This window comes from Aliiroseovarius sp. S1123 (genome assembly GCF_023015885.1).
Lineage (GTDB): Bacteria > Pseudomonadota > Alphaproteobacteria > Rhodobacterales > Rhodobacteraceae > Aliiroseovarius.
The window spans coordinates 1-24,289 of sequence record NZ_JALKBE010000009.1 but is presented as its reverse complement, the minus strand read 5'-3'; the positions used below and the strand labels follow the sequence as shown (position 1 = coordinate 24,289).

Annotated in this window: 22 protein-coding genes; 17 read left to right on the top strand and 5 right to left on the bottom strand. The window is 60.3% G+C overall.

All coding sequences use genetic code 11. The annotated features are described in order from the left end of the window. Positions 1–13 precede the first annotated feature (13 nt). From ccoO to ccoS, 7 genes are all read left to right on the top strand, one after another. Positions 14–748 carry a cytochrome-c oxidase, cbb3-type subunit II gene (ccoO, locus tag MWU53_RS14370; protein WP_247094344.1) on the top strand — a complete coding sequence of 245 codons (735 nt, stop codon included), beginning with the start codon at positions 14–16 and terminating at the stop codon, positions 746–748. A 12-nt stretch (positions 749–760) separates the two neighbouring features. Then, complete coding sequence (locus MWU53_RS14365) at positions 761–937, top strand: cbb3-type cytochrome c oxidase subunit 3 (RefSeq protein WP_247094440.1); 177 nt, start codon at positions 761–763, stop codon at positions 935–937. A gap of 36 nt (positions 938–973) precedes the next feature. Beyond that, positions 974–1,846 carry a cytochrome-c oxidase, cbb3-type subunit III gene (gene ccoP, locus MWU53_RS14360; protein ID WP_247094343.1) on the top strand — a complete coding sequence of 291 codons (873 nt, stop codon included), beginning with the start codon at positions 974–976 and terminating at the stop codon, positions 1,844–1,846. Positions 1,847–2,238: 392 nt separating this feature from the next. Next, complete coding sequence (gene ccoG, locus MWU53_RS14355) at positions 2,239–3,651, top strand: cytochrome c oxidase accessory protein CcoG (protein ID WP_247094342.1); 1,413 nt, start codon at positions 2,239–2,241, stop codon at positions 3,649–3,651. A gap of 3 nt (positions 3,652–3,654) precedes the next feature. Then, positions 3,655–4,140: a FixH family protein gene (locus MWU53_RS14350; protein WP_247094341.1), complete on the top strand. Its 486-nt coding sequence runs from the start codon at positions 3,655–3,657 to the stop codon at positions 4,138–4,140. A gap of 33 nt (positions 4,141–4,173) precedes the next feature. Further along, positions 4,174–6,369, top strand: coding sequence for a heavy metal translocating P-type ATPase (locus MWU53_RS14345; RefSeq protein ID WP_247094340.1), 2,196 nt, complete (start codon positions 4,174–4,176; stop codon positions 6,367–6,369). A gap of 4 nt (positions 6,370–6,373) precedes the next feature. Further along, a complete protein-coding gene (gene ccoS, locus MWU53_RS14340; RefSeq protein ID WP_247094339.1) occupies positions 6,374–6,535 on the top strand; it encodes a cbb3-type cytochrome oxidase assembly protein CcoS in 162 nt (53 codons plus the stop codon). Between the two features lie 5 nt (positions 6,536–6,540). Here ccoS and MWU53_RS14335 read toward each other — a convergent pair whose 3' ends face one another. Together MWU53_RS14335 and MWU53_RS14330 are read right to left on the bottom strand one after the other, a co-directional pair. Continuing rightward, on the bottom strand, positions 6,541–7,146 hold the full coding sequence (locus MWU53_RS14335) for a response regulator transcription factor (RefSeq protein ID WP_247094338.1): 606 nt from the start codon (positions 7,144–7,146) through the stop codon (positions 6,541–6,543). Positions 7,147–7,319: 173 nt separating this feature from the next. After that, the gene (locus MWU53_RS14330) at positions 7,320–7,922 is read right to left on the bottom strand and encodes an arylesterase (protein ID WP_247094337.1); all 603 of its coding nucleotides are present in this window, start codon (positions 7,920–7,922) and stop codon (positions 7,320–7,322) included. A 78-nt stretch (positions 7,923–8,000) separates the two neighbouring features. Here MWU53_RS14330 and MWU53_RS14325 point away from each other — a divergent pair, with 78 nt between their 5' ends. Together MWU53_RS14325 and MWU53_RS14320 are read left to right on the top strand one after the other, a co-directional pair. After that, positions 8,001–8,669 (top strand): ABC transporter ATP-binding protein, encoded by a 669-nt coding sequence (locus MWU53_RS14325; protein ID WP_247094336.1) that lies wholly within the window; start codon positions 8,001–8,003, stop codon positions 8,667–8,669. Beyond that, the gene (locus MWU53_RS14320) at positions 8,666–11,188 is read left to right on the top strand and encodes an FtsX-like permease family protein (protein WP_247094335.1); all 2,523 of its coding nucleotides are present in this window, start codon (positions 8,666–8,668) and stop codon (positions 11,186–11,188) included. Before MWU53_RS14325 ends, MWU53_RS14320 begins: the two co-directional genes overlap by 4 nt. 55 nt (positions 11,189–11,243) lie before the next feature. On the opposite strand, the gene MWU53_RS14315 is transcribed toward MWU53_RS14320, so the two are convergent. Then, positions 11,244–12,551 carry an acetylornithine deacetylase/succinyl-diaminopimelate desuccinylase family protein gene (locus MWU53_RS14315; protein ID WP_247094334.1) on the bottom strand — a complete coding sequence of 436 codons (1,308 nt, stop codon included), beginning with the start codon at positions 12,549–12,551 and terminating at the stop codon, positions 11,244–11,246. A gap of 202 nt (positions 12,552–12,753) precedes the next feature. Here MWU53_RS14315 and MWU53_RS14310 point away from each other — a divergent pair, with 202 nt between their 5' ends. The 8 genes from MWU53_RS14310 to MWU53_RS14275 all read left to right on the top strand — a co-directional run bounded on the left by MWU53_RS14310 (position 12,754) and on the right by MWU53_RS14275 (position 20,623). Continuing rightward, complete coding sequence (locus tag MWU53_RS14310) at positions 12,754–13,830, top strand: hypothetical protein (protein ID WP_247094333.1); 1,077 nt, start codon at positions 12,754–12,756, stop codon at positions 13,828–13,830. Between the two features lie 108 nt (positions 13,831–13,938). Next, the gene (locus MWU53_RS14305) at positions 13,939–14,211 is read left to right on the top strand and encodes a hypothetical protein (protein WP_247094332.1); all 273 of its coding nucleotides are present in this window, start codon (positions 13,939–13,941) and stop codon (positions 14,209–14,211) included. Continuing rightward, positions 14,201–15,370, top strand: coding sequence for a hypothetical protein (locus tag MWU53_RS14300; protein ID WP_247094331.1), 1,170 nt, complete (start codon positions 14,201–14,203; stop codon positions 15,368–15,370). Before MWU53_RS14305 ends, MWU53_RS14300 begins: the two co-directional genes overlap by 11 nt. Positions 15,371–15,384: 14 nt before the next feature. Next, positions 15,385–17,316 (top strand): ATP-binding protein, encoded by a 1,932-nt coding sequence (locus tag MWU53_RS14295; protein ID WP_247094330.1) that lies wholly within the window; start codon positions 15,385–15,387, stop codon positions 17,314–17,316. A gap of 109 nt (positions 17,317–17,425) precedes the next feature. Continuing rightward, positions 17,426–18,307, top strand: coding sequence for a hypothetical protein (locus tag MWU53_RS14290; RefSeq protein WP_247094329.1), 882 nt, complete (start codon positions 17,426–17,428; stop codon positions 18,305–18,307). After that, the gene (locus MWU53_RS14285; RefSeq protein WP_247094328.1) at positions 18,304–19,665 is read left to right on the top strand and encodes a DUF6638 family protein; all 1,362 of its coding nucleotides are present in this window, start codon (positions 18,304–18,306) and stop codon (positions 19,663–19,665) included. Before MWU53_RS14290 ends, MWU53_RS14285 begins: the two co-directional genes overlap by 4 nt. Positions 19,666–19,667: 2 nt before the next feature. Continuing rightward, positions 19,668–19,934 (top strand): hypothetical protein, encoded by a 267-nt coding sequence (locus tag MWU53_RS14280; RefSeq protein ID WP_247094327.1) that lies wholly within the window; start codon positions 19,668–19,670, stop codon positions 19,932–19,934. 8 nt (positions 19,935–19,942) lie between these two features. After that, entirely contained in the window at positions 19,943–20,623 is a 681-nt protein-coding gene (locus tag MWU53_RS14275; RefSeq protein WP_247094326.1) for a DUF1523 family protein, read from the top strand. Between the two features lie 73 nt (positions 20,624–20,696). Here the strand turns inward: MWU53_RS14275 and MWU53_RS14270 are convergent, their stop codons facing one another. Both MWU53_RS14270 and deoC read right to left on the bottom strand, forming a co-directional pair. Next, on the bottom strand, positions 20,697–23,048 hold the full coding sequence (locus MWU53_RS14270) for an aldehyde dehydrogenase family protein (RefSeq protein ID WP_247094325.1): 2,352 nt from the start codon (positions 23,046–23,048) through the stop codon (positions 20,697–20,699). Positions 23,049–23,058: 10 nt separating this feature from the next. Beyond that, the gene (gene deoC, locus MWU53_RS14265; RefSeq protein WP_247094439.1) at positions 23,059–24,042 is read right to left on the bottom strand and encodes a deoxyribose-phosphate aldolase; all 984 of its coding nucleotides are present in this window, start codon (positions 24,040–24,042) and stop codon (positions 23,059–23,061) included. Positions 24,043–24,289 lie beyond the last annotated feature (247 nt).

Here is a 24,289-nt window from a genome sequence, read left to right as displayed (position 1 = left end):
GAGGGAATGACTAATGGGAATTCTCGACAAACACGGCGTCATTGAGAAAAACGCCACAATCCTTCTGGTCGGTAGCCTTTTGGTTGTGACCGTGGGTGGCATCGTAGAGATCGCACCGCTCTTCTACCTCGAAAACACGATCGAGGATGTTGAAGGCGTGCGCCCCTACTCGCCGCTCGAGCTTGAGGGCCGGAACATCTATATCCGCGAGGGCTGCTATGTCTGCCACTCGCAGATGATCCGCCCGATGCGCGACGAAGTTGAGCGTTATGGCCACTACAGCCTTGCTGCTGAAAGCCAGTACGACCACCCGTTCCAGTGGGGCTCCAAGCGGACGGGGCCTGACCTTGCCCGCGTCGGCGGCCGCTACTCGGACGAATGGCATGTGGATCACCTTGCTGATCCGCAGTCGGTCGTGCCGGAATCGGTGATGCCGAAATACGCTTTCCTTTTGGACAAGCTGATCGAGCCGAAATACATCCAGGACGTGATGAAGACGAACCGGATCGTGGGTGTGCCTTACACCGACGAACAGATCGCAAATGCGGAAGCAGATTGGCTAAGCCAAGCTGATCCCGATGGCGACAATTCGGACGTCGACGCGCTCCAGGCACGCTATCCGAAAGCGCAAGCGCGCAACTTCGATGGCAAGCCGGGTGTGTCCGAAATGGACGCTCTGATCGCCTATATGCAGATGTTGGGTACTCTGGTCGATTTCTCGACTTTCACACCTGACGCAAGCCGGTAAGGAGCTGGGATGATGGATACCTATGGAATTATGCGAGCTTTCGCTGACAGTTGGTTCCTTATCGCGATGTTCGCCTTTTTCATCGGGGCAGCTTTATTTGCGTTCCGCCCGGGATCGAACAAAGTCCACAAGGACATCGCGAACATCCCCTTCCGCCACGAAGACAAACCTGCCGGTGACCGGGACTAATGTTCCCGGGCGCTCAGCTCAAAAGGAGTTGCGGCAATGAGTAAAAAACCTGTTGAAAAGAAAGATCCCGAAACGACGGGTCACGAATGGGACGGCATTCAGGAGTTTAACAACCCGCTGCCCCGTTGGTGGGTCTGGGTATTCTACCTGACCATCGTTTGGGGAATCTGGTACACAATCGCCTATCCTGCTTGGCCGATGATCAAAGGGGCCACCGCTGGCTACCTTGGGTATTCGACCCGCGCGGAAGTTGCTGAAGAAATCGAACGCTTCAAGGGCATGAACAGCGAACTGGAGGCCCAACTGGCGTCTGCTGACCTGAACACGCTTACCCCGGGTTCGGATCTGCACAACTACGCCATTCAGTCGGGCCGTGCGACCTACGCCACTTGGTGTTCGCAGTGTCACGGCTCCGGTGCGAACGGGGCCGTTGGCTATCCCAACCTCTTGGACAACGATTGGCTCTGGGGTGGTGCGTTGGAAGACATCCAGATGACGGTTGCCTACGGTATCCGTTCGGAAGACAACGACGATACCCGCTATTCGGAAATGCCTGCCTTCGGTGAAGACTATCTGAGCGACGAAGAAATCGCACAGGTTGTGGCCTACGCCATGTCGCTGTCGCCGGTAACCAAAGACGCGGCTGACATGTCGCTGGTTGCTGATGGTGCAGTGGTCTTCGCGGACAACTGTTCGTCGTGCCACATGGAAGACGGCACAGGTGACCGTAGCCAAGGTGCACCGAACCTGACCGACGCCATCTGGCTGTTCGGCGAGGACAAAGCCGCGATCACCGCGGTGATTTCGGAAGGCCCCTACGGCGTTATGCCGGCCTGGAGCGGCAAGCTGACCGACAGCCAGATCAACGCTGTCTCGGCTTACATCCACCAGCTGGGCGGCGGCGAATAAGCCACCGTCTCTGGACCACAATATTCGTCTGAGCGTCTGCGCTCGGACGGCCCAAGATCCGGGGCCTCACTCCCCGGTCAAAGGCACCGACCTCTGATCCTGTTCGCGCGTTTCTCCGAGGTCGGTGCCGCCAAATTTCGAAACCCGGGTGCGTGGCGCTCGGGTTTCTTTTTGGGACGAAAGGAATCAGGATTTCGTGCGCAATCTAGAATTCGCCCACATCCCCTGCGACCTTTTTGCACTGCGACACTGTGCAAACTCGTCCTTTCTCAGGGGCTTAGATAGGCAGTCGGAAAAAGACCTCAGGAAAAGTCTTGATCCACATCAAGGCTTAGATCTGGAATAGTTCCTAAGTGGAACCTCAAGCGAAACACAGGATCCGAGAAACAGTCATGTCTGACGCCCCAGAACAGCTATACGCCCCGCGCGAGCCAGTCTTCCCGAAACGGGTAAAAGGCACCTTCCGCAGCCTTAAGTGGTGGATCATGGGGATCACCCTTGGCATCTACTATCTTGCCCCGTGGATCCGTTGGGATCGTGGCCCGAACCTGCCCGATCAGGCGATCCTTGTGGACATGGCCAACCGCCGGTTCTTCTTCTTCTGGATCGAGATTTGGCCGCATGAATTCTACTTCATCGCGGGTCTGTTGATCATGGCGGGGCTTGGGCTTTTCCTGTTTACCTCGGCCGCGGGTCGGGTGTGGTGTGGCTATGCCTGCCCACAGACCGTGTGGACCGACCTGATGATCCTTGTGGAGCGCTGGATCGAGGGTGACCGCAACGCGCGCATCCGCCTGCACCGCCAGAAATGGAATGCCGAGAAGATTCGCAAGCGTTTGGTGAAGTTCACCGCCTGGATTCTGATCGCGGTCGCGACTGGCGGCGCGTGGGTGTTCTATTTTGCGGATGCCCCGACGCTGCTTATGGATCTTTTGACCATGCAGGCGCACCCCCTGGCGTACTCGACCGTGCTGGTGCTGACCCTGACCACTTTCTTTTTCGGCGGCATCGCGCGCGAACAGATCTGTATCTACGCCTGCCCCTGGCCGCGTATTCAGGCCGCGATGATGGACGAAGACACCATCACCATCGCCTATCGCGAATGGCGGGGTGAGCCGCGGGGGCGCGGTAAAAACCGGGACGATCTGGGCGACTGTATCGACTGTAACGCATGTGTTGCCGTCTGCCCGATGGGCATCGACATTCGCGATGGACAGCAGATGGAATGCATCACCTGTGGTCTGTGCATCGACGCCTGTGACGAAATGATGGTGAAGGTCGGCAAGGAACGTGGCCTGATCGACTATCTTGCATTGAAGGACGAAACGCACGAACGCGCCGGGAACGTGAAAATTCCGGTGATGAAGCACCTGCTGCGTCCGCGCACCATTCTTTACACCTCGCTTTGGGCGCTGGTTGGGGTCGCACTGACCGTGGCCGTGTTTGCGCGTCCCAAGGTCGACGTCACCATTCGCCCCGTCCGTAACCCCACCTATGTGACGTTGTCGGATGGCTCGATCCGCAACACCTATGATGTGGGTGTGCGGAACCGCCACGGCGAAGAATGGCCCTATTACTTCACCCTGACCGATGGCAGCCCGCTGACGGTAGAACTGGAAGGCACGGACAAACTTGTGCTAGTAGCTCCGCCTGACACCGAGGCAAAACAGCGTGTCTATGTTGTTGCACCTCCGGGAACGGAAGCCGCCAGGCTGGACCGTACTGATCTGCGCATCTGGGTCGTGGATGGCGTGACCGGAGACCGTGCCCACCTTGACACTGTCTTTAATGGAAGAGGGCGCTAAGCCATGACTGAGAAGTCTGAGAAGAAAGAGTTCGAACTGACGGGCAAACATGTTCTGGCCATCGTGGTCACGGCATTCTCGGTCATCATCGCAGTGAATGTTTTCATGGCCTACTCGGCTGTGGGGACATTCCCCGGTCTGGAAACCAAGAACTCCTATGTCGCAAGTCAGAAATTCGACGCCCAGCGTACCGCACAAGAGGCGTTGGGCTGGGACGTGTCCGCCCAGATCGAGGGCGAGACGCTGGTCTTGGACATCAAGGATGCTGCTGGTGACCCAGTGGCGGTGAAATCGCTTTACGGCCTTCTGGGTCGGGCGACCCATGTGAACGAAGATCAAGAGCCTGAGTTCAGCCAAAACTCGACCGGCGCCTATGTTGCGCAGGTGGGCAAGCTGGGGGATGGCAACTGGAACCTGCGGATGAATGCGGTGGCGGAAGACGGCACCAGCTTTCAGCAACGCATTCCGATCTTTCTGAAAGCCAACTAGGTTTTCTTCTGACGCGCGAACAAGGAATACATCATGGCTGCTCCGATCTCTGCCTGTCCGGCCTGTGACGCTGCCCCGCTTGCTGAAGCACAGGCGGGCAAGGGCTATGGTGGCAATGGGATGGAAGCGAAGCGGATCATGCTGTCGCTGCCCCAGATTTATTGCGCGGCCTGTATCGCGGGCGTGGAACGCGGTCTGGCCAAGCAGGACGGTGTGCGGGCCGCGCGTGTGAACCTGACCTTGAAACGCGCCGTTGTGGACGTGGATCCCGATATCGAGGCACAAACGCTGGCCGACTATCTGACCGGCATCGGGTTTGAAGCCTACGAGCTGGATCCGGGCCAGTTGAAAGCCACCGCCACAGACAAGCATGGCAAAGACCTTCTGATGCGTCTGGGCGTGTCGGGGTTTGCGATGATGAACGTGATGCTGTTGAGCGTCGCGGTCTGGTCGGGCGCCACCGACGCCACCCGCGATCTGTTCCACTGGATCAGCGCAGGCATCGCCATTCCAACCGTGGGCTTCTCAAGCCAGGTGTTCTTCAAATCCGCATGGTCGGCGCTTCGCGTGCGCCGCTTGAACATGGACGTGCCGATCTCTCTGGCGATCCTTCTGGCGCTGGGCATGTCGATTTACGAGACGATGCATTCGGGAAAGCACGCCTATTTCGACGCAGCGCTGTCGCTGACCTTTTTCCTGCTGGCGGGCCGCTATCTGGACTACCGCACCCGTGCTGTGGCGCGATCCGCAGCCGAAGAGCTGGCCGCGCTTGAAGTCCCGCGCGCGCTTCGTGTGGTTGACGGCCAAGCCGACGAACAGGTTCCTGTCTCGGAACTGGAGCCGGGTCAGATTGTGCGCGTGGTGCCGGGATCTCGTGTGCCTGTGGACGGCATCGTCACCGGCGGCGAAAGCGAACTGGACCGCTCGCTTCTGACCGGCGAAAGCCTGCCCGTGGCTGCGTCGCCGGATAGCATCGTATCCGCAGGCGAGGTCAACCTGACTGGCCCCCTGACCGTGCGTGTGACGGCTGCTGGCCGTGACAGCTCGCTACACCGGATGGCCGATCTGGTCGCCATCGCTGAAACGGCGCGCAACCGTTATACGTCGCTCGCCGACAAGGCCGCTGCCGTCTATGCGCCCGTTGTACACCTTCTGTCCTTCGCCGCGTTCCTGTTCTGGTTCTGGTATTCCGGCGACTGGCGCATGTCGATGAACATCGCCGTGGCCACACTGATCATCACCTGTCCTTGTGCGCTGGGTCTGGCTGTACCTGCTGTGACCACGGCCGCCTCGGGCCGTTTGTTCAAGCAAGGGATGCTGTTGAAATCCGCCACCGCGATGGAACGTCTGGCCGAGGTCGATCACGTCGTGTTCGACAAGACCGGCACACTGACTGAAGGCAAGCCCGCGCTGGATGCGCTGGCCCGCCACAAGGATCGTGACTTGCAGGTGGCGCTGGCGCTGGCCGAAGGATCAAGCCACCCTCTGGCGCAATCCCTGACCCAAGCCGCCCGTGCCGCTGGCGTGCAACCCGCCGAAGTTGCGCAAGTCACCGAGGTTCCGGGCAAGGGCATCGAAGGGCAGTGGAACGGCAAAACCGTCCGCCTTGGCCGCGCAGAATGGCTGGGCGCCAACGCTGTTGGGCAGACCGCGACATATCTGTCGATCTCGGGTGCCAAACCCGTGGCCTTCACCTTCACTGATGCGCTGCGTCCGGGCGTGGAAGAGGCGATCACCGCCCTGAAAGCCAAGGGCATGGGTGTCACGCTGATTTCGGGCGACGTGCCCGCCGCTGTGGCCGACATCGCGGGCCGTGTGGGCATCGAAGACTGGCAGGCCGACACGCTGCCTGAAGACAAAGCCGAGTTCGTAGCCCGTCTGGGAAAATCGGGCCGCAAGGTGCTGATGGTTGGTGACGGCCTGAACGACACGGCGGCACTCGCAGCCGCGCACGTCTCGATCTCGCCCGCCTCTGCGCTTGAAGCTGCTCGCGTTGTTTCCGACATCGTGCTTCTGGGCAAATCGATGGAGCCGCTGGCCGGTGCCATCGACATGTCGAAATCCGCCACCCGCCGGATCAAGGAAAACTTTGCCATCGCGGCAGGCTATAACGCCATCGCCATTCCGGTGGCCTTGATGGGCTTCGCGACGCCTTTGGCCGCAGCCCTTGCCATGTCGACCTCATCGGTGACAGTGTCACTAAACGCTTTGCGTCTGAAGAAAGGCTAAGCCGATGAACGTGCTTGTTTACCTGATCCCGATTTCCCTGCTTTTGGGAGCGCTGGGTCTGGCTGCGTTCTTTTGGACCTTGAAGACGGAACAGTATGACGATCCCGATGGGGACGGTCAGCGTATTCTTAGCGATCGGTGGGACGACGAGCCGCCGGAAGAGTAAACGGGCTACACGATCCCGTTGCGTAACGCGATCATCGCGGCATGGGTGCGGTTTTTCGCACCCAGCTTGGTAATGATCGACCGCATATGCATCTTTACTGTGACTTCCTGGATGCCAAATATATGGGCGATTTCTTTGTTCTGCCGCCCCGCGCACAGGCTATCCAGAATCTGCATCTCGCGCCGCGATAGACCGGTCTTTTCCCGATCAAGATTTGGCTTATGAGTGACGGGATAAACCATCAGGCCAAGATCTTCACTGATCAGGGTCAGGATGCTGGCCAGTGCCGTTTCCGAAATCTCGACCGGAGCCCCCACGCAGGCACCTGTTCGCAGCGCTTGTCGCAGAAGGTCTATTTCCTTCTCGGGCAGCAAAAGTGCGACTGCCAAATGCCTGTCTCGTCGGCACAGTTTTTCGATGGTCTTAAGGCCTCCGAGGTCAGGAAGCCGATAGTCGATGACGGCACAGTCAAATCCCGGCGCCTTTCCAAGCGCGTCCAAGGTACGCTGCATGGTGTCGAACCCGGCCGGAGCCGGATTGCCGCATGTATCGGCTGCGGTAAGCGCCTTACGCTGTAGCGCAGGATCGTCAGAGGCAACTAGTATTCTCAAAGCGGAACCCCGCACCTTTGCGTCGAGCGTCAGGGCTCGACCTGCTACAACGAGTTGCTAATTGGCACAGCCACGAAAACCCGCATAGGTGTCTCAAGGAATAGGTTTCATGCGGGTCACCCGTCAGAAACCCCGCGACTTTACACGCGCAAAGCAAAAGCGCAGTCGGGGATTTATCGCACTAAGGATACCACAGAAGGGACTATTTTGTCCACGATCAGGGCAACGCCTTTCTGGTTGGGGTGCAGCCCGTCGGCCTGAAGATACAAGCGCCTGGCGTCGGAAAACGACCCGGCAGTGGCGATGCCTTCCAAGAAGTTTGGGAACAGACCGACGCTGAACTCTTCCGCAAGATCCGGGAAAACTTGTTCGAAGTCAGCGCGATAACCTTCACCAAAATTAGACGAGGCAAGGACGCCGATCAGTAGGGTGGGAATGCCTTTGTCCTGCAGCTTGGTCAGGATCGCGGCAAGATTGCTCTGTGTTTCTTCCGGCGAGATACCGCGCAGCATGTCATTTCCGCCAAGCGCAACCAGTGCAACGTCAATGTCGTCGGTCAGGATCCAGTCAAGGCGTGCGGCCCCCCCGGCAGAGGTGTCCCCGGACACGCCCGCATTGACGATCTGGACGACCAGACCGTGCTCGATCAGCGCGGCTTCCAGTTGCGGCACGAACCCCTCACCCTGCGGCAAGCCGTAACCCGCCGTCAAACTGTCCCCCAGCGCCAAAATCTTAGTGGTTTCCGCCTGTGCGGCACTGGCCATGAAAACTGTCAAGAATAGCCCCTTGAGACCACGGGTGAAAACCCCATATGCAGCTGATATCATGCCATTCTCCTAAAGAAGGTCCGCCCCATGACGACCCCGGTTCTTTCCTTGCGCGACGTGCGCCTGACGCTCGGCAATAATGCAGGCCGGACTGAGATCCTCAAGGGCATTGACCTAAATGTGACTGCGGGCGAGACCGTGGGGCTGACCGGACCGTCGGGTTCGGGAAAATCCTCGCTTCTCATGCTGATGGGCGGGCTCGATCAGGCCACAGGTGGGGCCGTTCAGGCACTGGGTCAAGACCTTGGGGCGATGAATGAAGACCGGCTGGCGCGGTTTCGACGCGATCATATGGGGGTGGTGTTTCAATCCTTCCACCTGATCCCCACCATGACCGCGCTGGAAAACGTTGCCACGCCGTTGGAATTGGCCGGTGTGGCCGACGCCTTCGACCGCGCCGAACAAGAGCTTGAGGCCGTTGGCCTATCGCACCGTCTGCATCACTATCCCAGCCAAATGTCGGGCGGCGAGCAACAGCGTGTTGCCTTGGCCCGTGCCGCCGCCCCCCGGCCCGAGATCCTGCTGGCGGACGAGCCCACCGGGAATCTGGATGGCGCGACCGGGGCGGCCATCATGGACCTGCTCTTTGGCCTGCGCGACCGTCATGGCTCGACGCTGATCCTTGTCACCCACGCCCCTGAATTGGCCGAACGCTGCGACCGCGTGGTTCACATCCAAGACGGGCGGCTGGCATGATCCAGAACATGGCCATGGCATGGCGCCTGACCCGGCGCGAGCTGCGCGGCGGGATCAAGGGCTTCCGCATTTTCCTTGCCTGTCTGATCTTGGGCGTTGCCGCCATTGCCGCTGTCGGATCGGTGCGCGAAGCTTTGCGCGCGGGCCTCTCCAGCCAAGGTGCGGTGCTTCTGGGGGGCGATGCCTCGATTTCGTTCACCTATCGCTTCGCGGATGACGCCGAATTGGCCATGATCACCGATGCAGCAGACGACCTGTCGGCCGTCGCTGATTTCCGGTCGATGATCGTGGTAGGGGAAGAACGCGCGCTGACGCAGGTGAAGGCTGTCGATGACGCCTATCCGCTTTATGGCGCGGCGCGACTGGACCCGCCAATGCCCATGGCGACCGCTCTGGACGGTGTGAACGGACAGCCCGGGATCGTCATGGATGACCTGCTGATCGACCGTTTGGGTCTGCAAATCGGCGATAGTCTGACACTGGGAGAGATCCCCTTTGTCCTGATGGCCGAGCTGGCCAGCGAACCCGACAATGCCTCCGGCGGGTTCGGCCTTGGCCCACGCTCGATCCTCCGGCGCTCTGCGCTGGATGGCTCCAGCCTGCTGTCAGAGGGTACGCTGTTTGACAGCCACTATCGCATGCGCCTACCCGAGGGTGGCATCGGCCCCGCCTACGGCGCGCTGATGCCCGCGCTTGAACCCAACGGCGCACGCTGGCAAGACGCCCGAGACGGTGCGCCCGGAATGCGGCGCCTGATCGACCGATTGGGTGCATTCCTTGTGCTGGTCGGTTTGGCGGGGCTTGCCGTCGGGGGCGTCGGCATCTCGGCCGCGATCCGATCTTATCTGGACGAGAAAACCGGCACGATCGCGATCCTGCGTGCTCTTGGGGCCGAACGCCGCGTAATCTTCCTGACCTATTTCCTGCAGATCGGCATCCTGACTGTGCTGGGGCTGGCGCTGGGCGTGATCCTTGGCGCGGTGATCCCAGCCTTGCTGGTCCCCGTCATCGCACAGTCGCTTCCGGTGTCGGCCGAGCTGACCGTCTATCCTCGCCCGCTGGCCGAGGCTGCGCTGTACGGCGTCCTCGCGGCGCTCCTGTTCACCCTCTGGCCCCTTGCCCGCACGGAAGAGGTCAAAGCCGCCGACCTGTTCCGCGACGCAGCCCTTGGGTCGAACCGCCTGCCGCGCCCACTGTTCATTGGGCTCTGCGTTGCCATTCTAGCGCTGCTGGTCTGGGTGGCGGCAAGGTTCTCGGGCATGGCGCCCTTGGCGATGTGGAGCTTCATTGGCCTTGGCGGCGCCTTTGCTACGCTGGTCCTGACTGGGATCGCGGTGAAATACGCGGCCCGTTGGCTGGGCCACCGCCAAATCCTGCGTCGCGTACCGACCCTGCGTATGGCCTTCACCGCTGTTGGCGGCCCGGGGGGAGAGGCAGGGGCCGTCGTCCTTTCGCTTGGCCTTGGGCTGGCGGTGCTGGCCGCCGTCGGGCAGATCGACAACAACCTGCGCGGCGCGATTTCCCGCGACCTGCCGGACGTCGCCCCCAGCTTTTTCGTCGTGGACATCCAGCCCGACCAGATCGACGCCGTAAAGGCGCGTCTGGAAGGCGACCCTTTCGTCAGCCGTATCGACACCGCGCCGATGCTGCGCGGCGTGATCACCAAAATCAATGACCGCGCTGCGCGCGAAGTGGCGGGTGGTCACTGGGTTATTCGCGGCGACCGTGGCCTGACTTATTCCGCCCAGCCCACCCGTACCACGGTGGTCGAGGGCGAATGGTGGCCCGAGGACTACCAAGGCCCACCCCAAATCAGCTTCGCCGCCGAGGAGGCGCGCGAGATGGGGATTGGCATCGGAGATCAGCTGACCATCAATATTCTGGGCCGTGATATCACCGGCGAAATCACCTCACTGCGCGAGGTGGATTTCAGCCAGGCGGGCATGGGCTTTATCCTGACCATGAACCCATCGGCATTGGCAGGCGCCCCGCACAGCTATATCGCGACGATTTATTCCGAGCAGCAGGGCGAGGCCGCGATCCTGCGTGATCTGGGCAACGCGCATCCGAACATCACCCTGATCTCGGTCCGTGACGCGATCACCCAGATCACTGGGCTGATGGGACAGGTGGCCGCCGCGATCACCTATGGGGCGCTGGCCACGCTGGTGACCGGCTTCGTGGTGCTGATGGGCGCCGCCGCCGCCGGCGAACGCGCCCGGACCTACGAGGCTGCGATCCTGAAAACCCTCGGCGCCACCCGCGCTGGCATCTTGCTGAACTTCGCCATTCGCTCAGCCGTTCTGGGCGCAGCGGCAGGTATGGTGGCCGTGGTGGCTGGTGGTATCGCAGGCTGGGCGGTGACCCACTACATCATGGAAGAAAGTTACGCGTTTGACCTGCCAAACGCCCTTGCCATCGTGTCCGGCGGCGTCGCCGCCACCGTCCTCGCCGGCCTCTTTTTCGCCTACCGTCCGCTCTCGGCCAAACCCGCCCGCGTCCTGCGCGCCCGCGAGTAACGCCGCATTTTCTTGCCATAAATATCCCGGGGGAGCCTGAGCGGACAACGTCCGGTCAGGCGGGGGCAGCGCCCCCCTTGTCCTGTCCCAGCAGCTCTTTCAACACCAACGCCATGACGCCTGCGCTGTCGATCATGTCCTGCACGCCCACCCACTCATCGGGCTGATGCGCCAGATCCAGAATGCCAGGCCCATAGGCGATGCAGTTCTTCAGCTTACCGATGCGGTCGATATGCTTCTGGTCATAGGTGCCGGGGCTGACAACATAGGACGGCTGCGCGCCTAAAACCTTCTCGATCGCCGCCGCAGTCGACGCCACAACCGGCGCGTCCTTGTCGGTCATCGACGGAATGACCTCGTGCATGTCGCGGATCTCGTACTCGAAATTGGGACGCTCGGCGCGGATCGCTTCCAGCATCCGGCTGACCTCGGCCTTCACCTCGATGATGTCCTCTTCCATCAGAAAACGTCGGTCGATCACGATGCGGCAGCGGTCGGCCACGCATGGCGCGGGCAAGCCGGTGAAATCGGGGCCCTGCTCAGGCTCGCCTCCGTGGATCGAGTTGATGTTCAGCGTTGACTGCTTCGCGCCCTCGGGCACCACGGGCATATCCGTGCGCTTGGTGGCGAGAAGTGGGAACAGATGGCGCTCCATCTCTTCCAATACCGCGCCCATGTGGCGAATGGCGCTGTCGCCAAGGAATGGCATCGAGCCATGGGCAATCCGGCCCTTGGTCTCGATCTCGGCCCACCAGACGCCGCGATGGCCAAGACAGATGCGGTCTTTGTTCAGAGGTTCCGGGATGATCACATGTTGCACGCGGTCAGGGTTGAAATAGCCTTTCTCGGCCAGATAGGCGACGCCGCCATAGCCGCCTGATTCCTCGTCAGCCGTGGCGCTGATTTCTACGGTGCCGTGGTGGTCGGGGTGGAGCGCCACGAACGCCTCGGCAGCGATGATTGACGCCGCCAACCCGCCTTTCATATCGCACGCCCCGCGCCCATAGATGCGCCCGTCTTCCAGCTCGCCGCCGAATGGATCCTTTGTCCAGCCGTGTCCGACTTCGACCACGTCATGGTGGCTGTTAAAGTGCACGCATTCGCCCGACGCAGCCCCTTCGTGACGGCAAATCACATTCCAACGCGGATACGTGTCGCTGTCCCCCGGAGTGCCCTCGGCGCGGATCAATTCGACCGTCCAGCCCTGCGTGCCCATACGCTCGGCGATATAGGTGCAGATCGTCCGATACTCGCGGCCCGGAGGGTTCAGCGTCGGGATGCGGATCAGGTCTTGGGTCAGCCGGATCAGGTCATCCTGCCGGCACGCAATTTCGGTCAGAAGCGGGTCGATTTCGTCGGTCATGCCAAGACCCTAGGCCCCCTGCGCGCGTATCTCAATGGTGGAGTTCTGCCCCGTCTATTTTCGCCGAAAACGCGAAGGAAAACGCTGTTGCGGGGCTTTAAATCGCGGTAAGCTCAACCTAAATAGAGATGTAACAGTGATTAACATACTTCGCGCGGGCGGAAAGACCTGACCGAAGATTTGGTGGATAGAAGGAGGGCACATGTCCAGTTTTGACAAGCAGATTCGTGAAAGCCAAGCGCAGGTTGAAGAGGCGCAGGCCAAGATTTCCGAACTGACCACACGGATCGAAACCGCGCGTGCGAAAGCCGCCAGCGGGGAAGACATCTCGATCGACATCGAAAATGCAACGCTGGACGATGTACACGCCCACACCAAAGCGATGAACGCCAATATCGCCGAACTGATCATGGGCTTGGACGACGTGACCTCGGGCTTTTCAACTGATTTCGACCAGATGCGGTCGAAAACGGGTTGGGAAAGCTTTGTGGGCATCTTCTCGAAGGCGAAGTCGGAAAGCATGCGTCAGGAACGGATGCGCACGGCCTCGATCGACGACAAGCTGCAAGAGCTGATCGCGCAGTCGGATTCGATTGTGAATCTTCTGGAAGGTCAGCTGGCCATGCTGAACGAGCAGAAAGAAAAGGTCGGTGCCAACCTGTCCACCACGCTGGACGAGCGCGAATTGACCGTGGGCGAGTTGGAAAGCCTGCGCGCCGAGATCCTGGGCATGGACCCCAAGATCATCGAGCTTGAGAACAAGATCGCCAACGAACAGGACGCCGCCAAGCGCACGCAGCTTGAGACCGAACTGGCCGACCTGAACAGCCAGTACAACGAGATGGTGCAGGAAGAGCAAGTGAAGCTTGCCAAGTCGCAAACGCTTGAGCGCTATATCGAGAAGGGCAAAACCTGGGTCGACAGCTTGCAGAACCAAGCCGCGACGCAGATGGTGCTGATCAACAAGCTGCAAACCGACACCAAGCAACGCGTGGTGCTGTATGATGCGCTGACCAAGTCATTGAAGACCGCGCAACAGCAGGACGTTGCGCACCGGATCAACGAAATCGGCGTCGAAACCGACAAGGAAGCCCAAGCTGCCATGGCCGCGATTGGCACGGCGACGAACCAGCGCATGGCCGACATGATGGAAGCCCACGAAGACCAGATGGTCTTTGCCCGCGACGTGTTGGAGCAGAAGGCCAAAGCCGACGAACGCTTCGCCCGCCGCTTCGCCGAGATCGTCGAGAAGCACGACAAGAACCTGTATGGGGGGTGAGGCCTTCCGCCCGGCCGACAGGCCGGGCAGCGCCCGACCCTCCCCACGGGAGGGCGCTTCGCACCCACCCAGGGTCAGGCGCCGCCCTCCTCGGTTTGATTGGAAGCTATGACGAACGATACAAAGGCAACTGGACGCTCATCCGCGTGGCTCTTTTCCAAGTATACGATCCTGATCACAGCAGTGGTCGCTGCGTCGTTTGCATTGGAATGGCTGCTGTATGGCTCAATCCAGCTAGACAGTCTTTGGACTGCCCTGCGGGGGCTTTGGATTGCGTATTTGCTGTTTAGTGAAGCCCTCTATTATCTGCAGCTACTTTGGGATTTTGTGAAATGGGTTTGGTCTTGGTTCGTACCTCAGAAGGAAACCGATGAGCGATAACATCAAAACCTCAGAACGCGCCTCGGCTGGCTTCGCCCCCCGCGACCATGCCGAGCTGACGGATACGCAGATCACGCGGCGGTATTTTTCGAAGTTCGAGAAGATCACCGCGCATCTGGCCCGTGTGGCCGGACAGATGGAGGTCGAGGGTAAGCTGACCCGTGACGAGGTCGATGTGCTGGCCCGTTACGTCATCAAGCTGGGCCTCACTTTCAAGGCGCTGGCGAACAAGTACCACATGTCCGAAACGGCCTATGGGCTGGGCGGCAAAACGCTGACCTTTGATCGGCGCGACAGTGGGTTTCCCATCCATGCCGAGCTTTTGCAGATGGCGTCCGACGCGGCCCAAGCGGGTACACATCTGAAGGGCATGGCCACCGCTTCCGATCTGAAAAGCCAGATGGTCAGCCAGATCGTCGGAGACCTGACCGTCCCGAAACGGCTGCAATACGCCCTGTCGCAGAGACTCTATTACGAGGAACTCCAGCGTGGCGACCTCTTCTGGCCGCAGATGCATCCCGACGTCATCTGGCGTCACAACAAGGGCGAAGGTCGCGATACCCGTCGCGTCTATCTGGCCCATTGGGCGGTCTATGACAGCGAGGTCAACCTGCCCACCATCTATCTGATGGAGCTTGAGGACACGGGCCGCACCGCGCTGCCCAAGGACGAACGTCGCTGGCCTCAGGTTCAGTCGCATCTGATGGCGCAGTCGATGGCGGGTTTGCAGCTGGTGACCATCGCCACCGGGTTCGACAAGGATTTCGACGACCTGCACCCGAAACGTCTGCGTCGCTTCCACGTGGGCCCGATGTACAGCCACACCTTTACCCGCCAGACCGGTCCGCTGCGCGAGGTGTTGGAGCAGGCGAAAAGCCCCCCCGGTGAAGACTGGGCGCTGGCCTGGACTGTGGAAGAACTGAAAAGCGCGTCGGTGAAGGAAGAGAAGTCCGGCTGGTTCGGCAAAGTCGAGCGCGAGATCTTTGCATTGGATCCGTTTGCGGGCTCCGGCTCGAACATCGGCGCGACCAGCATGGAACGCGCGATCATCATGCCCGAGCGCCCGTTTCAGGTGCTGGCAGAAAAGAACCCTGCCGGGTTCCACGATGTGCGCAAATTTGTTGTCAGCCCGGGTGGCCGGGTACTGTCTTACCGTTGATTTAGGAGTTTTAGATGTCTCACCCCGCTGATCTGATGGAGCTTCGCGAAGAAGAAATCCGTGCGCATTACGGCGCTGCTGCGGGGCATCTGGACGGGTTTGATCACACGCCCCGGATTGCCAAGCCGAAGGAAGCGCCTAAGGCAGAGCGCAGCCCCGGTATCGGGCGCGCGCGTCGGTTTCGGTCGACCACGCCGGGTCTGGTGACACGGTCGACGGCGCGACCCGAAGGCGTGCATCTAGTTGAACGGATTGAAGGATCAGACGGGGACGATCCGCTGGTGTCTCCGCTTCAGGCGACGGTTCTGCACACGCTGCGCCGCGCCATCGCGATTGCGCTTGCGGTGGGCGAAGGGTTCGCCGAACAAACTGAACTTGCCGCCCTGCGCCGCGCGAACCTTGAGGGCCGACTGGGCGCGGACAAATCCGCTGCGTTTTCCGAACTTTTGACCGCCGAGGCGCTGATCGTCCTTTATGTTTTCGGCAACGCGACATCGTATCTGCTGGCCGACCACGCCAGCGAAACCCCGATCGAGGTCGGCGCGGTCGAAGAGATCCTGACCGACAACGCGCCCCTTGCCCTGAACGGCGCCCTGTGGGAGCTGGATCAGGAGTTCGCAACCTTCGTGACCTCCGAAGACAAACTGGTCCCGACCGTTCTGGCCTTTGTCGAACAGCTGATGGAGAAGGTCGCGCTGCGCGCCCAGACCGCCAGCCACCTTGGCCCGTTTACCTCGGCCAACTACCGGGTCGAGGCAGACGATCTGACCATCTCGGGCTTCACGCCGTCCCGCGCGCATCGCGGCTCGAAGCTGACGATGACCTTCAAGAAACCGAATGAGGTCGTGGGCAACCACATCGCGAAATATCAGGCGATGAAGCTCAGCAAGATGCTGATGGCCTATGACTTCGACCGCAAGCTGAACCCGTTCGCGGAACTGGGCGGTTTCATCTTCACCTTCATGGGCGACGGCAAGCCGGGCACCGGGAAAACCACGCTGATCCAGATGATGGCCGGGCTGATCAATGATTACTGCGCGGTGGCGGGTTATCCGTTCCGCTATCAGAACTTCGGCATCGACAATATCGACAGCTATCAGGGCAAATCCGGCCAGAACGCGAAGGCGTTCATCAACAATGTGCTCGACCCCAATGTGATCGGCTTTGGCACCGTGGATGACATCGACCAGATCGCCGGTAAGCGCGGGGATCGCCAATCCAGCGCGGGCCAGCAAGAGGTCACAGCCGTCCTGATGGAAAGCTTCGCGGGCGCCAATACCGTCGTGCGTGGCAACTGCACCTTCGGCATGTTCTCGAACTATCCCGAGAATGTGGACGACGCGCTGCGCCAACGCGCCGGCGCGCGCTTCTTGGTGGACGGTCCCCAAACGCGCGAGGACTATATCGACATCCTGCATCTGCTGATGGGCAAGAACCACGACATCCCGTTGGGCAAGCATGACCTTTATGGCGCGCAGGAAATCAAATCCGCCGTCGCCCGGTCGTTCGAGGCGCATAACAAGCCGCAGGAAACGGGCCTGATGAACGTCTTTGACAAGGTCTATGACCAGATCGGAGAGCTGGACGATATCGCCAAGATCGGCACCTATCTGAAAGGTATTCAGGAGGCCGACGAACGCTTCACGGGCCGCTCGATCAAGAACATCACCGACGCGGTGAAAGTCCGCGCGATGGACTTTGAACTGCCCGACGAATGGATGGAAAACCCCGAGCTGTTCTTGGTCAAAGACTATGACACCAAGAAAGACATGATCGCAGACCTGCGCGTGCCCATCACCACCGAGATGGTGATCCAAGAGGTCAACCGCTATGCCGATTCAGAGTTCCGCTATGCCGACAAGTCGGACGAGGTCGCCATCGAAGCGATGGTCCGTGACTTCGGCCGTCAGGAAGAGGCGAAGAAGCGCTATTTGGAGGGGAAGTGAGTATCTGCCGAGACATAAGGGGCGCGTCTGACCCGAGGGTGGGCGTTCACGCCCGCCCTGTGGGGCGGGTCGGGCGTGACCCGGCGACAAGCGCCGGGAGGGTTGCTAATTGATGGACGTTCTTTCCAATTTTACTGGCTGGCTCAAAAAGCACTGGAAGGACGTGAAGTCCAACTGGCGTAATACAGACGATCCAATGTCGCTCGGTCTCGCTTGGTCAAAAGCTTTCGTGGCGTTTGTTGTTCTGCTTGCTGTTTTGCCCAACTCTGCCGATGACGGTTGGGAGTTCCGTTTGTGGACGTTCATTACGTCCCCGCCAAATGAAATCGGGGATACACTTGCTGGCATTGCCGGAGCATTAGCTTTTCTTTGGATCATCGTGACGGTTCAGTTGCAAAGCAAAGAACTAAAGGCGCAACGTGAAGAGTTGGAACTTGCGAGAGGTGAGTACGCCAAGATGGCTGAAGCCCAAGGAGAGCAAGTAAAGTTGATGACTGCGCAAGCGGAAATATTCAAGAAGGAGCAGCAACAAAGAGAAGAAGCGCGTGCTGAGCAGTTGCTCAACGAGAAGTTGAGGTCATTTATTGTTGGATTGGTTGAAAGCCCTTCGAAAGGGTTATGCTGGGTGTTCTCTAGTGACACGATACACGATGAGTTTGGTGGCTTTGGTGACATCCATAATGTCTCGTTGAGCAGCGATAAATATGAAAACCAAACGGTGGATGAAGCGACTATCGATTTTCGTCGGAGGCTTCCACATATACGCGAGTCCCTTTGGGACCTACTACACCAGTCAGCAGACTATCGTCTGCCGGACCGAGCGGAAGATATTCAAAATCTGGCTCATGATCTGGAAAGCATCCTTGCGATGGAGCAAAATCTTTCGGCACCCCAAAAGGAACGATTGTCTAGGCTTAGGATACCTGAGATCGTAGATCAGCCACAACGGCTAGATGCAACACCAGAGCTTTGGAAGGAGGCCCCCCAATGAAACGCCTCATCCAACGCGGCCTCATGTTTGGCAATCTGATCCGGGTCGACAGCCCGGCGCTGATCGAGCGGTACAACCGCGCGCTTCATTCTCTTGCGGGCAAGCAGACGAAGCTGACCGAATTTCACATCGACATTTCCGGCTTCTCGCCCGAGGTGGGCGAGGAACTGGACGATCCGCTCTACCTCAACCCCAATGGCTGCAACCGGCAGTTCATCATTCTGACGGTGGACCAGAAGAAGGCGCCGCTGTTGGGTGCCATGTTCTCGACCTCGCGCGGCATTCTGCGGCAGTTCATTGCGGATAACGAGGCGAAGCTTTTTGCGCTGACCGCCCATGACGCGGTGGCGGGCGAGCTGATGAACTCGGTCTATGACATCTCGGATCCCGCGCGTCTGTTCGACATCCGCAAGATCGTGATCGAGGCCGATACGACCCAAAGCCACGTGAAAAACGCCCGCGAATTGGCCGAGAAGATCGACCATTTCCAGACCGCTGAAAACGCGTGGTATGACGACGATCTGATTGCCGAAATGATTGTTCTGGCCCGCGAAACCGGGGACGTGACCAAGGTTCCGGTCGATCTGGGCGTGCAGGAATACGAGCAGGGCAATTTCTGGACCGCGCATTTCGGCGGGCTGTATATCTTCCGCGATGTGGAAAGCCCCTGCGTGGTGGTCTCGGGTGACAAGGACCGGATGGAGCGCTATCCGCACCTGCCTTTCGTCGACACAACCGAGCCCAACCGCATCGCCAGTTTCCTGCGCAAGAACGATCTGGTCGAGCCTTTGGTAAAGGAACGCGGCGCGTCGGGCGCGCGGATTCTGCGCCAGAAGATGGAGTTCATTTTGGTGGACGCCGCGACCTCGGCCGGGATGGAGCTGGGCGACATGTCCTCGCGCACTCTGCGGCATGTGGCGCAGCGGTTGGGGCGGGATCTTCCGCAGGCCTTCAACGGGCTGGCAGCACTTGTGCGCTGGGCCGAGGCGGGCGGGCAGTGGCCGCGGATCGACAGCCGTCACCCGGCCTATTTCTACACCCTGCGTGCGCGTCCCGATCACCCGGATCGCGACCTGATCAACCGGCTGCTGTCAGAACTCGCACCGATGGATTTCCGCCAGCTGTTCATCTGCCACAAAGAGATGTTCTATGCTTCCTACGCCACATGGCCGGATGAAAAGCGCGAGTTTGTGGCAGAGTTCCTGCATCGTGACTATATGGCCAATAAGGCCGGTGCCCGTGATAAGCTGTTTGGTGGGCGTCGGGACGCGCTGAAAGTACCGACGACAACGCGCAAACGCACCCGCGAACAGGTGATCGAAATGGTCGGCCCTTGGGGTGCGGTGAAAGGAAGGTAGGGATGGGGTTTCTACGTCTGATCATTTTTGGCTTTATCGGGCTCAGCATCATCTATCTGCTGGTCAGCCTCTACTCCCGCTCGGTCCGGTTGGAGAAGCTGGAAGAGCAATGGGCCGAAGAACATCCCAACGGCAATGAAAGCGACCGCGAAGTATGGTTGCGCGAAGGGATGGAGGACTATCAGAAAAGCTTCCGCCCCAAGCTGATCTTGCTGGTTTATGTGGTGCCCGCGCTGCTGGTACTGCTATCGATTATACTTATTAACTGAGGTTAAATATGCGCCGTTTCCGTATCATCATCCGCAGCCTGATCGCGCTGATCCTGTTTGGCGTGCTGCATTATACGCTGCCGCAACATGACGTGGTGCGTGTTGTGAACACCTATCAGGAACGTCAGGATCTGGACGACTGGACCCGGATTTTCTGGGCCAAGCCGGATGACCAGTCAGCGGGGCTGATCAACCGCGATGTGCAGTTTGTACAGAGCGTGAAAAAGAAGACCTACTTGCTGGGCTTCATCCGCACAGATGCGGACGAGGTCATGGTGTATCGCAACGAAGACACCGGCTGGTCGTGGCCGTTCTATTTCAAGTTCGATACCGCCAGCCTGCAGACCGAGGTCGACGACCTGCGCTCGACTGCTGAAGAACCCAAATGGGCGGTGGTCACGCATTACGGCTGGCGGAACGAGCTGCTGTCGACCTTCCCGAATGCCGTGGGCATCCGCCCGGTGGCTGGTCCGGATGTGACGATCATCCCATGGTTCAACATTGCCTTCTTCCTGTTCCTCGCCGTTGCGCTTGGCTTTATGCGGGCGCTGTGGCGTCAGTTCCGACAGCGCTCGATCGATCCCGCGATTGAGGATGCGACCGAAGCGTGGGACGCCGTGGACGCCCGCGCAGACGAAGCCAAGGGACGCGTATCCCGCTGGCTGGGGACGTGGCGCAAGAAGAAGTAAGTTCTTCGGCAGAAACGAAAAAAGCGCCGCGCGAGGGTCTCTCACGCGGCGCTTCTAATTGATGTGGGTTGGGTTATTCCCCGTAGGGCACCCAGACGGTTTTCACCTCGGTCGCGTGGCCTAGGAACTCGCGGCCTTCGCCGTCTGCGCCCATCCAGTCGCGCGCGCGGGCGTTGTTGACCCAGCTGCGTTTCAGGTTGCCCGCGCTTTCCAGCTCGATCGTGGTCGAGATGTCGGCACCTGAATGCGACCAGACCGCATCCACGCCCAAGTGACCGGCCAAAGGAGCGGCCAGCGTGGCGTGATCTCCGGTGACGATGTTCACTACGCCGCCGGGGACGTCCGAGGTTTCCAGCACTTGGTAGAAATCCGTCGCGGCCAGCGGATAGGGTTGTGATGCTGCCAACACCACGCGGTTCCCCATCGCAATTGCAGGCGCCATCAGCGACACCAGCCCCAAAAGCGGCGCCTCATCCGGGCAGAACCCGCCGATCACGCCGACTGGTTCGTTCATCGCCAGCGCCACGCCGCGCATCGGCACGGGCTTGGCGGCGCCGTCGAACTTGTCGGCCCACGCCGCATAGGTGAACAGGCGCGAGATGGCGGCGTCGACCTCTTTCGCGCCGCTGCGTCCGCCGGTCATAGCGTCGATCCGGGCGGCGAACTCGTCGGCACGCGCCGAGAGGTTTTCGCCGATGTAATACAGGATCTGTGCACGCGCATGGCCGGTTGTCTTGGCCCACCCGCTGGCCGCCGTCGCGGCCTCAACCGCGTTGCGGATGTCCTTGCGGTTGGCGATGCCCACATGGCCCAGAAGCGCGCCGGATTTGGACCAGATCGCTTGGCTATAGCCGCCATCCGGGCGTGCCTGCTTGCCGCCCACATAGAACTTGGCGGTGCGGTCTAGCGCATCCACCTTGGCATCTTTCGGGGCAGACACGGGCGCGATCGGCTTCAACGCCACAGCTTTGCCGCGCGGTTTGGTATAGGCTTGCAGCCCTTCCCATCCACCTTCGCGCCCAAAGCCGCTTTCGCGCACGCCACCAAAGCCGGCAGCAGCGTCGAACATGTTGGTCCCGTTAACCCAGACCACGCCCGCGGCCAGTTTAGGCGCGATGTCCAGTGTCAGGTTCACGTTTTCCGACCAGACGGAGGCCGCCAGCCCGTAGCGGGTGTTGTTGGCAATCTCGACCGCTTCACCCGGTGTGCGGAAGGTGGTTGCGGCCAGTACCGGGCCGAAGATCTCTTCCTGCATCAGGGTCGAGGCCGAGGACAATCCGGTGATCAGCGTGGGCGGATAGAAGCAGCCTTGATCGGGAAGCGGGCAGGGGGCTTGGTACAGCTCGCCCTCACCTGCACCTGCATTCACCATATCAGTGATCCGTTGATGCTGAATCGGGTCGACCACGGCGCCGACGTCAATGGATTTGTCCAGCGGGTCGCCAATCCGCAGCTTGCCCATGCGGGCCTTCAGCTTGGCATAGAAGCGATCGGCAATGCCTTCCTGCACGATCAGGCGCGAGCCTGCGCAGCAGACTTGGCCCTGATTGAACCAGATTGCATCGACCAGACCCTCGACCGCGCTATCTAGATCCGCGTCGTCGAAGACGATGTAAGGCGACTTGCCGCCCAGTTCCAAGGTCAGCGACTTGCCCGACCCGGCGGTTGCGCGGCGGATGTGACGCCCCACATTGGTAGACCCTGTGAAGGCGATCTTGTCGATGTCTTCATGGGTCACAATGGCCTCGCCCACGCGACCGTCACCGGTCACGATGTTCACGACACCCTTGGGCAGACCAGCCTCGTCACAAATCTGCGCGAACAGCAGCGCGGTCAGCGAGGTATACTCGGCGGGCTTCAGCACCACCGTGTTGCCCATCGCAATTGCGGGCGCGATTTTCCACGCGAGCATCAGAAGCGGGAAATTCCACGGGATAATCTGGCCGCAGACGCCCAAAGCTTCGCGATCCGGAAACTCGGCGTCCTGAAGTTGCGCCATACCCGCATGGTAATAAAAGTGACGCGCGACCAGCGGAATGTCGATGTCGCGGCTTTCGCGGATCGGTTTGCCGTTGTCCATGCTCTCCAGCACGGCGAAAAGGCGCGCGTGCTTCTGCACCAGACGCGCCAGCGCATAGAGGTATTTGGCGCGCGCATGGCCGGGCAGAGCCCCCCAGCTTTTTTGCGCCTTGCGGGCGGAGATTACCGCCACGTCCACATCATCTGCGCTGGCTTGCGTGACCTGCGCCAGAACCTCGCCCGTCGCCGGGTTGCGGCTGTCGAACAGCGCGCCCGGTTTGGTCATCGCGCCATTGATATAGAGGCCAAACGCACCGTCGCGCGCCGCGATCCACTCTAACGCCTCGCCCGCGCTTTCCGGTGCGGGACCATAATCCATGCTGTCGAATTTTTCTTTCACGGTCATGTCTGTGTCCTTATCCCATCGGATGGCGGTAGGTGGCCGAGTAGTGGCCGGTCACGTGGTGTTCCAGCTGGCGCTCGATGTCGCCCAGAAGCGAGCTGGCGCCGAAGCGGAACAAATGCGGGTCCAGCCAGTCATCGCCCAGCTCTTCCTTGATCAGCGACAGGTAAACCAGCGCGTCCTTGGCCTTCGAGATCCCGCCGGCGGGCTTGTAGCCCACCTTGTATCCGGTGGCGTCAAAATAGTCGCGAATGGCGCGGATCATCACCAGGCTGACGGGCAGGGTGGCGTTCACGCTTTCCTTGCCGGTCGAGGTCTTGATGAAGTCAGCGCCCGCCATCATGCAGACCAGCGAGGCGCGCGCGACATTGCGCAGGCTTCCCAGTTCCCCGGTCGCCAAAATGGCTTTTACGTGGGCATCGCCGCAGGCCTCACGGAAGTCCCGCATCTCGTCATAAAGCGCCTGCCAATTCCCGGTCAGCACGTGGCGGCGTGAAATCACGATGTCGATTTCTTCAGCCCCGGCGCGCACACTTTCGCGGATTTCTTCGACCCGCAGGTGATAGGGGCTGAGGCCAGCCGGAAACCCGGTCGACACGGCGGCAACCGGCATGGATACGCCAAGCGCTTTCAACTGGGACACGGCGGTCTCGATCATGTCGTGATAGACACAGACAGCACCGGTGGTCACGGGCTCCATCCCAAGGGCGGCCATGATCTCGGGCCGGACGGGCTGGGCCGCTTTGGCGCACAGACGGCGCACGCGGCCCTCGGTGTCATCGCCAGACAATGTGGTCAGGTCGATCATGGTGATCGCCTTCAGAAGCCACGCGGCCTGATAGTCCTTCTTCACGCTGCGCCGCCCCGATAAGGTCGCGCAGCGGCGTTCAATGGCGGATGTGTTGGCCTGCACGGCCCGCACCCAGTTCATGTCCAAATCCATCCCCGGATTGCGGGGCAAGGCCAGTTGCGGCAGCTGGTCGGACGACGCTTTCAGCCCCTCGTCCGAGGATGTCTGCGGTTCGCTTTTCACGGATTTCACCCCTTGGGCATGTGTTGTGGTCAAAGTTTTACCAAATGGTCGCACGCGCGGCCGGGAATGGCAATAATCACCGTTGATCAGCCCCACCTAAATGGTCCAGTTTGAATGTTAGTGCATGATTGGCGTTTGTTCCATCGGGACGATGGTTTCAGGGGCCGGTGGGCGGTAGCCCAGAGCACTATGCGGTCGTTTGGTGTTGTAG

Bases quoted from the DNA above. Each gene is read 5' to 3' on its own strand.
- MWU53_RS14325 (WP_247094336.1), top strand. From the start codon at position 8,001: ATGACGACCCCGGTTCTTTCCTTGCGCGACGTGCGCCTGACGCTCGGC.
- ccoP (WP_247094343.1), top strand. From the start codon at position 974: ATGAGTAAAAAACCTGTTGAAAAGAAAGATCCCGAAACGACGGGTCAC.
- MWU53_RS14280 (WP_247094327.1), top strand. From the start codon at position 19,668: ATGGGGTTTCTACGTCTGATCATTTTTGGCTTTATCGGGCTCAGCATC.
- MWU53_RS14275 (WP_247094326.1), top strand. From the start codon at position 19,943: ATGCGCCGTTTCCGTATCATCATCCGCAGCCTGATCGCGCTGATCCTG.
- MWU53_RS14310 (WP_247094333.1), top strand. From the start codon at position 12,754: ATGTCCAGTTTTGACAAGCAGATTCGTGAAAGCCAAGCGCAGGTTGAA.
- ccoS (WP_247094339.1), top strand. From the start codon at position 6,374: ATGAACGTGCTTGTTTACCTGATCCCGATTTCCCTGCTTTTGGGAGCG.
- MWU53_RS14345 (WP_247094340.1), top strand. From the start codon at position 4,174: ATGGCTGCTCCGATCTCTGCCTGTCCGGCCTGTGACGCTGCCCCGCTT.
- MWU53_RS14350 (WP_247094341.1), top strand. From the start codon at position 3,655: ATGACTGAGAAGTCTGAGAAGAAAGAGTTCGAACTGACGGGCAAACAT.
- MWU53_RS14300 (WP_247094331.1), top strand. From the start codon at position 14,201: ATGAGCGATAACATCAAAACCTCAGAACGCGCCTCGGCTGGCTTCGCC.
- MWU53_RS14295 (WP_247094330.1), top strand. From the start codon at position 15,385: ATGTCTCACCCCGCTGATCTGATGGAGCTTCGCGAAGAAGAAATCCGT.
- MWU53_RS14315 (WP_247094334.1), bottom strand. From the start codon at position 12,551: ATGACCGACGAAATCGACCCGCTTCTGACCGAAATTGCGTGCCGGCAG.
- MWU53_RS14320 (WP_247094335.1), top strand. From the start codon at position 8,666: ATGATCCAGAACATGGCCATGGCATGGCGCCTGACCCGGCGCGAGCTG.
- MWU53_RS14305 (WP_247094332.1), top strand. From the start codon at position 13,939: ATGACGAACGATACAAAGGCAACTGGACGCTCATCCGCGTGGCTCTTT.
- MWU53_RS14365 (WP_247094440.1), top strand. From the start codon at position 761: ATGGATACCTATGGAATTATGCGAGCTTTCGCTGACAGTTGGTTCCTT.
- ccoO (WP_247094344.1), top strand. From the start codon at position 14: ATGGGAATTCTCGACAAACACGGCGTCATTGAGAAAAACGCCACAATC.
- ccoG (WP_247094342.1), top strand. From the start codon at position 2,239: ATGTCTGACGCCCCAGAACAGCTATACGCCCCGCGCGAGCCAGTCTTC.
- MWU53_RS14285 (WP_247094328.1), top strand. From the start codon at position 18,304: ATGAAACGCCTCATCCAACGCGGCCTCATGTTTGGCAATCTGATCCGG.
- MWU53_RS14270 (WP_247094325.1), bottom strand. From the start codon at position 23,048: ATGACCGTGAAAGAAAAATTCGACAGCATGGATTATGGTCCCGCACCG.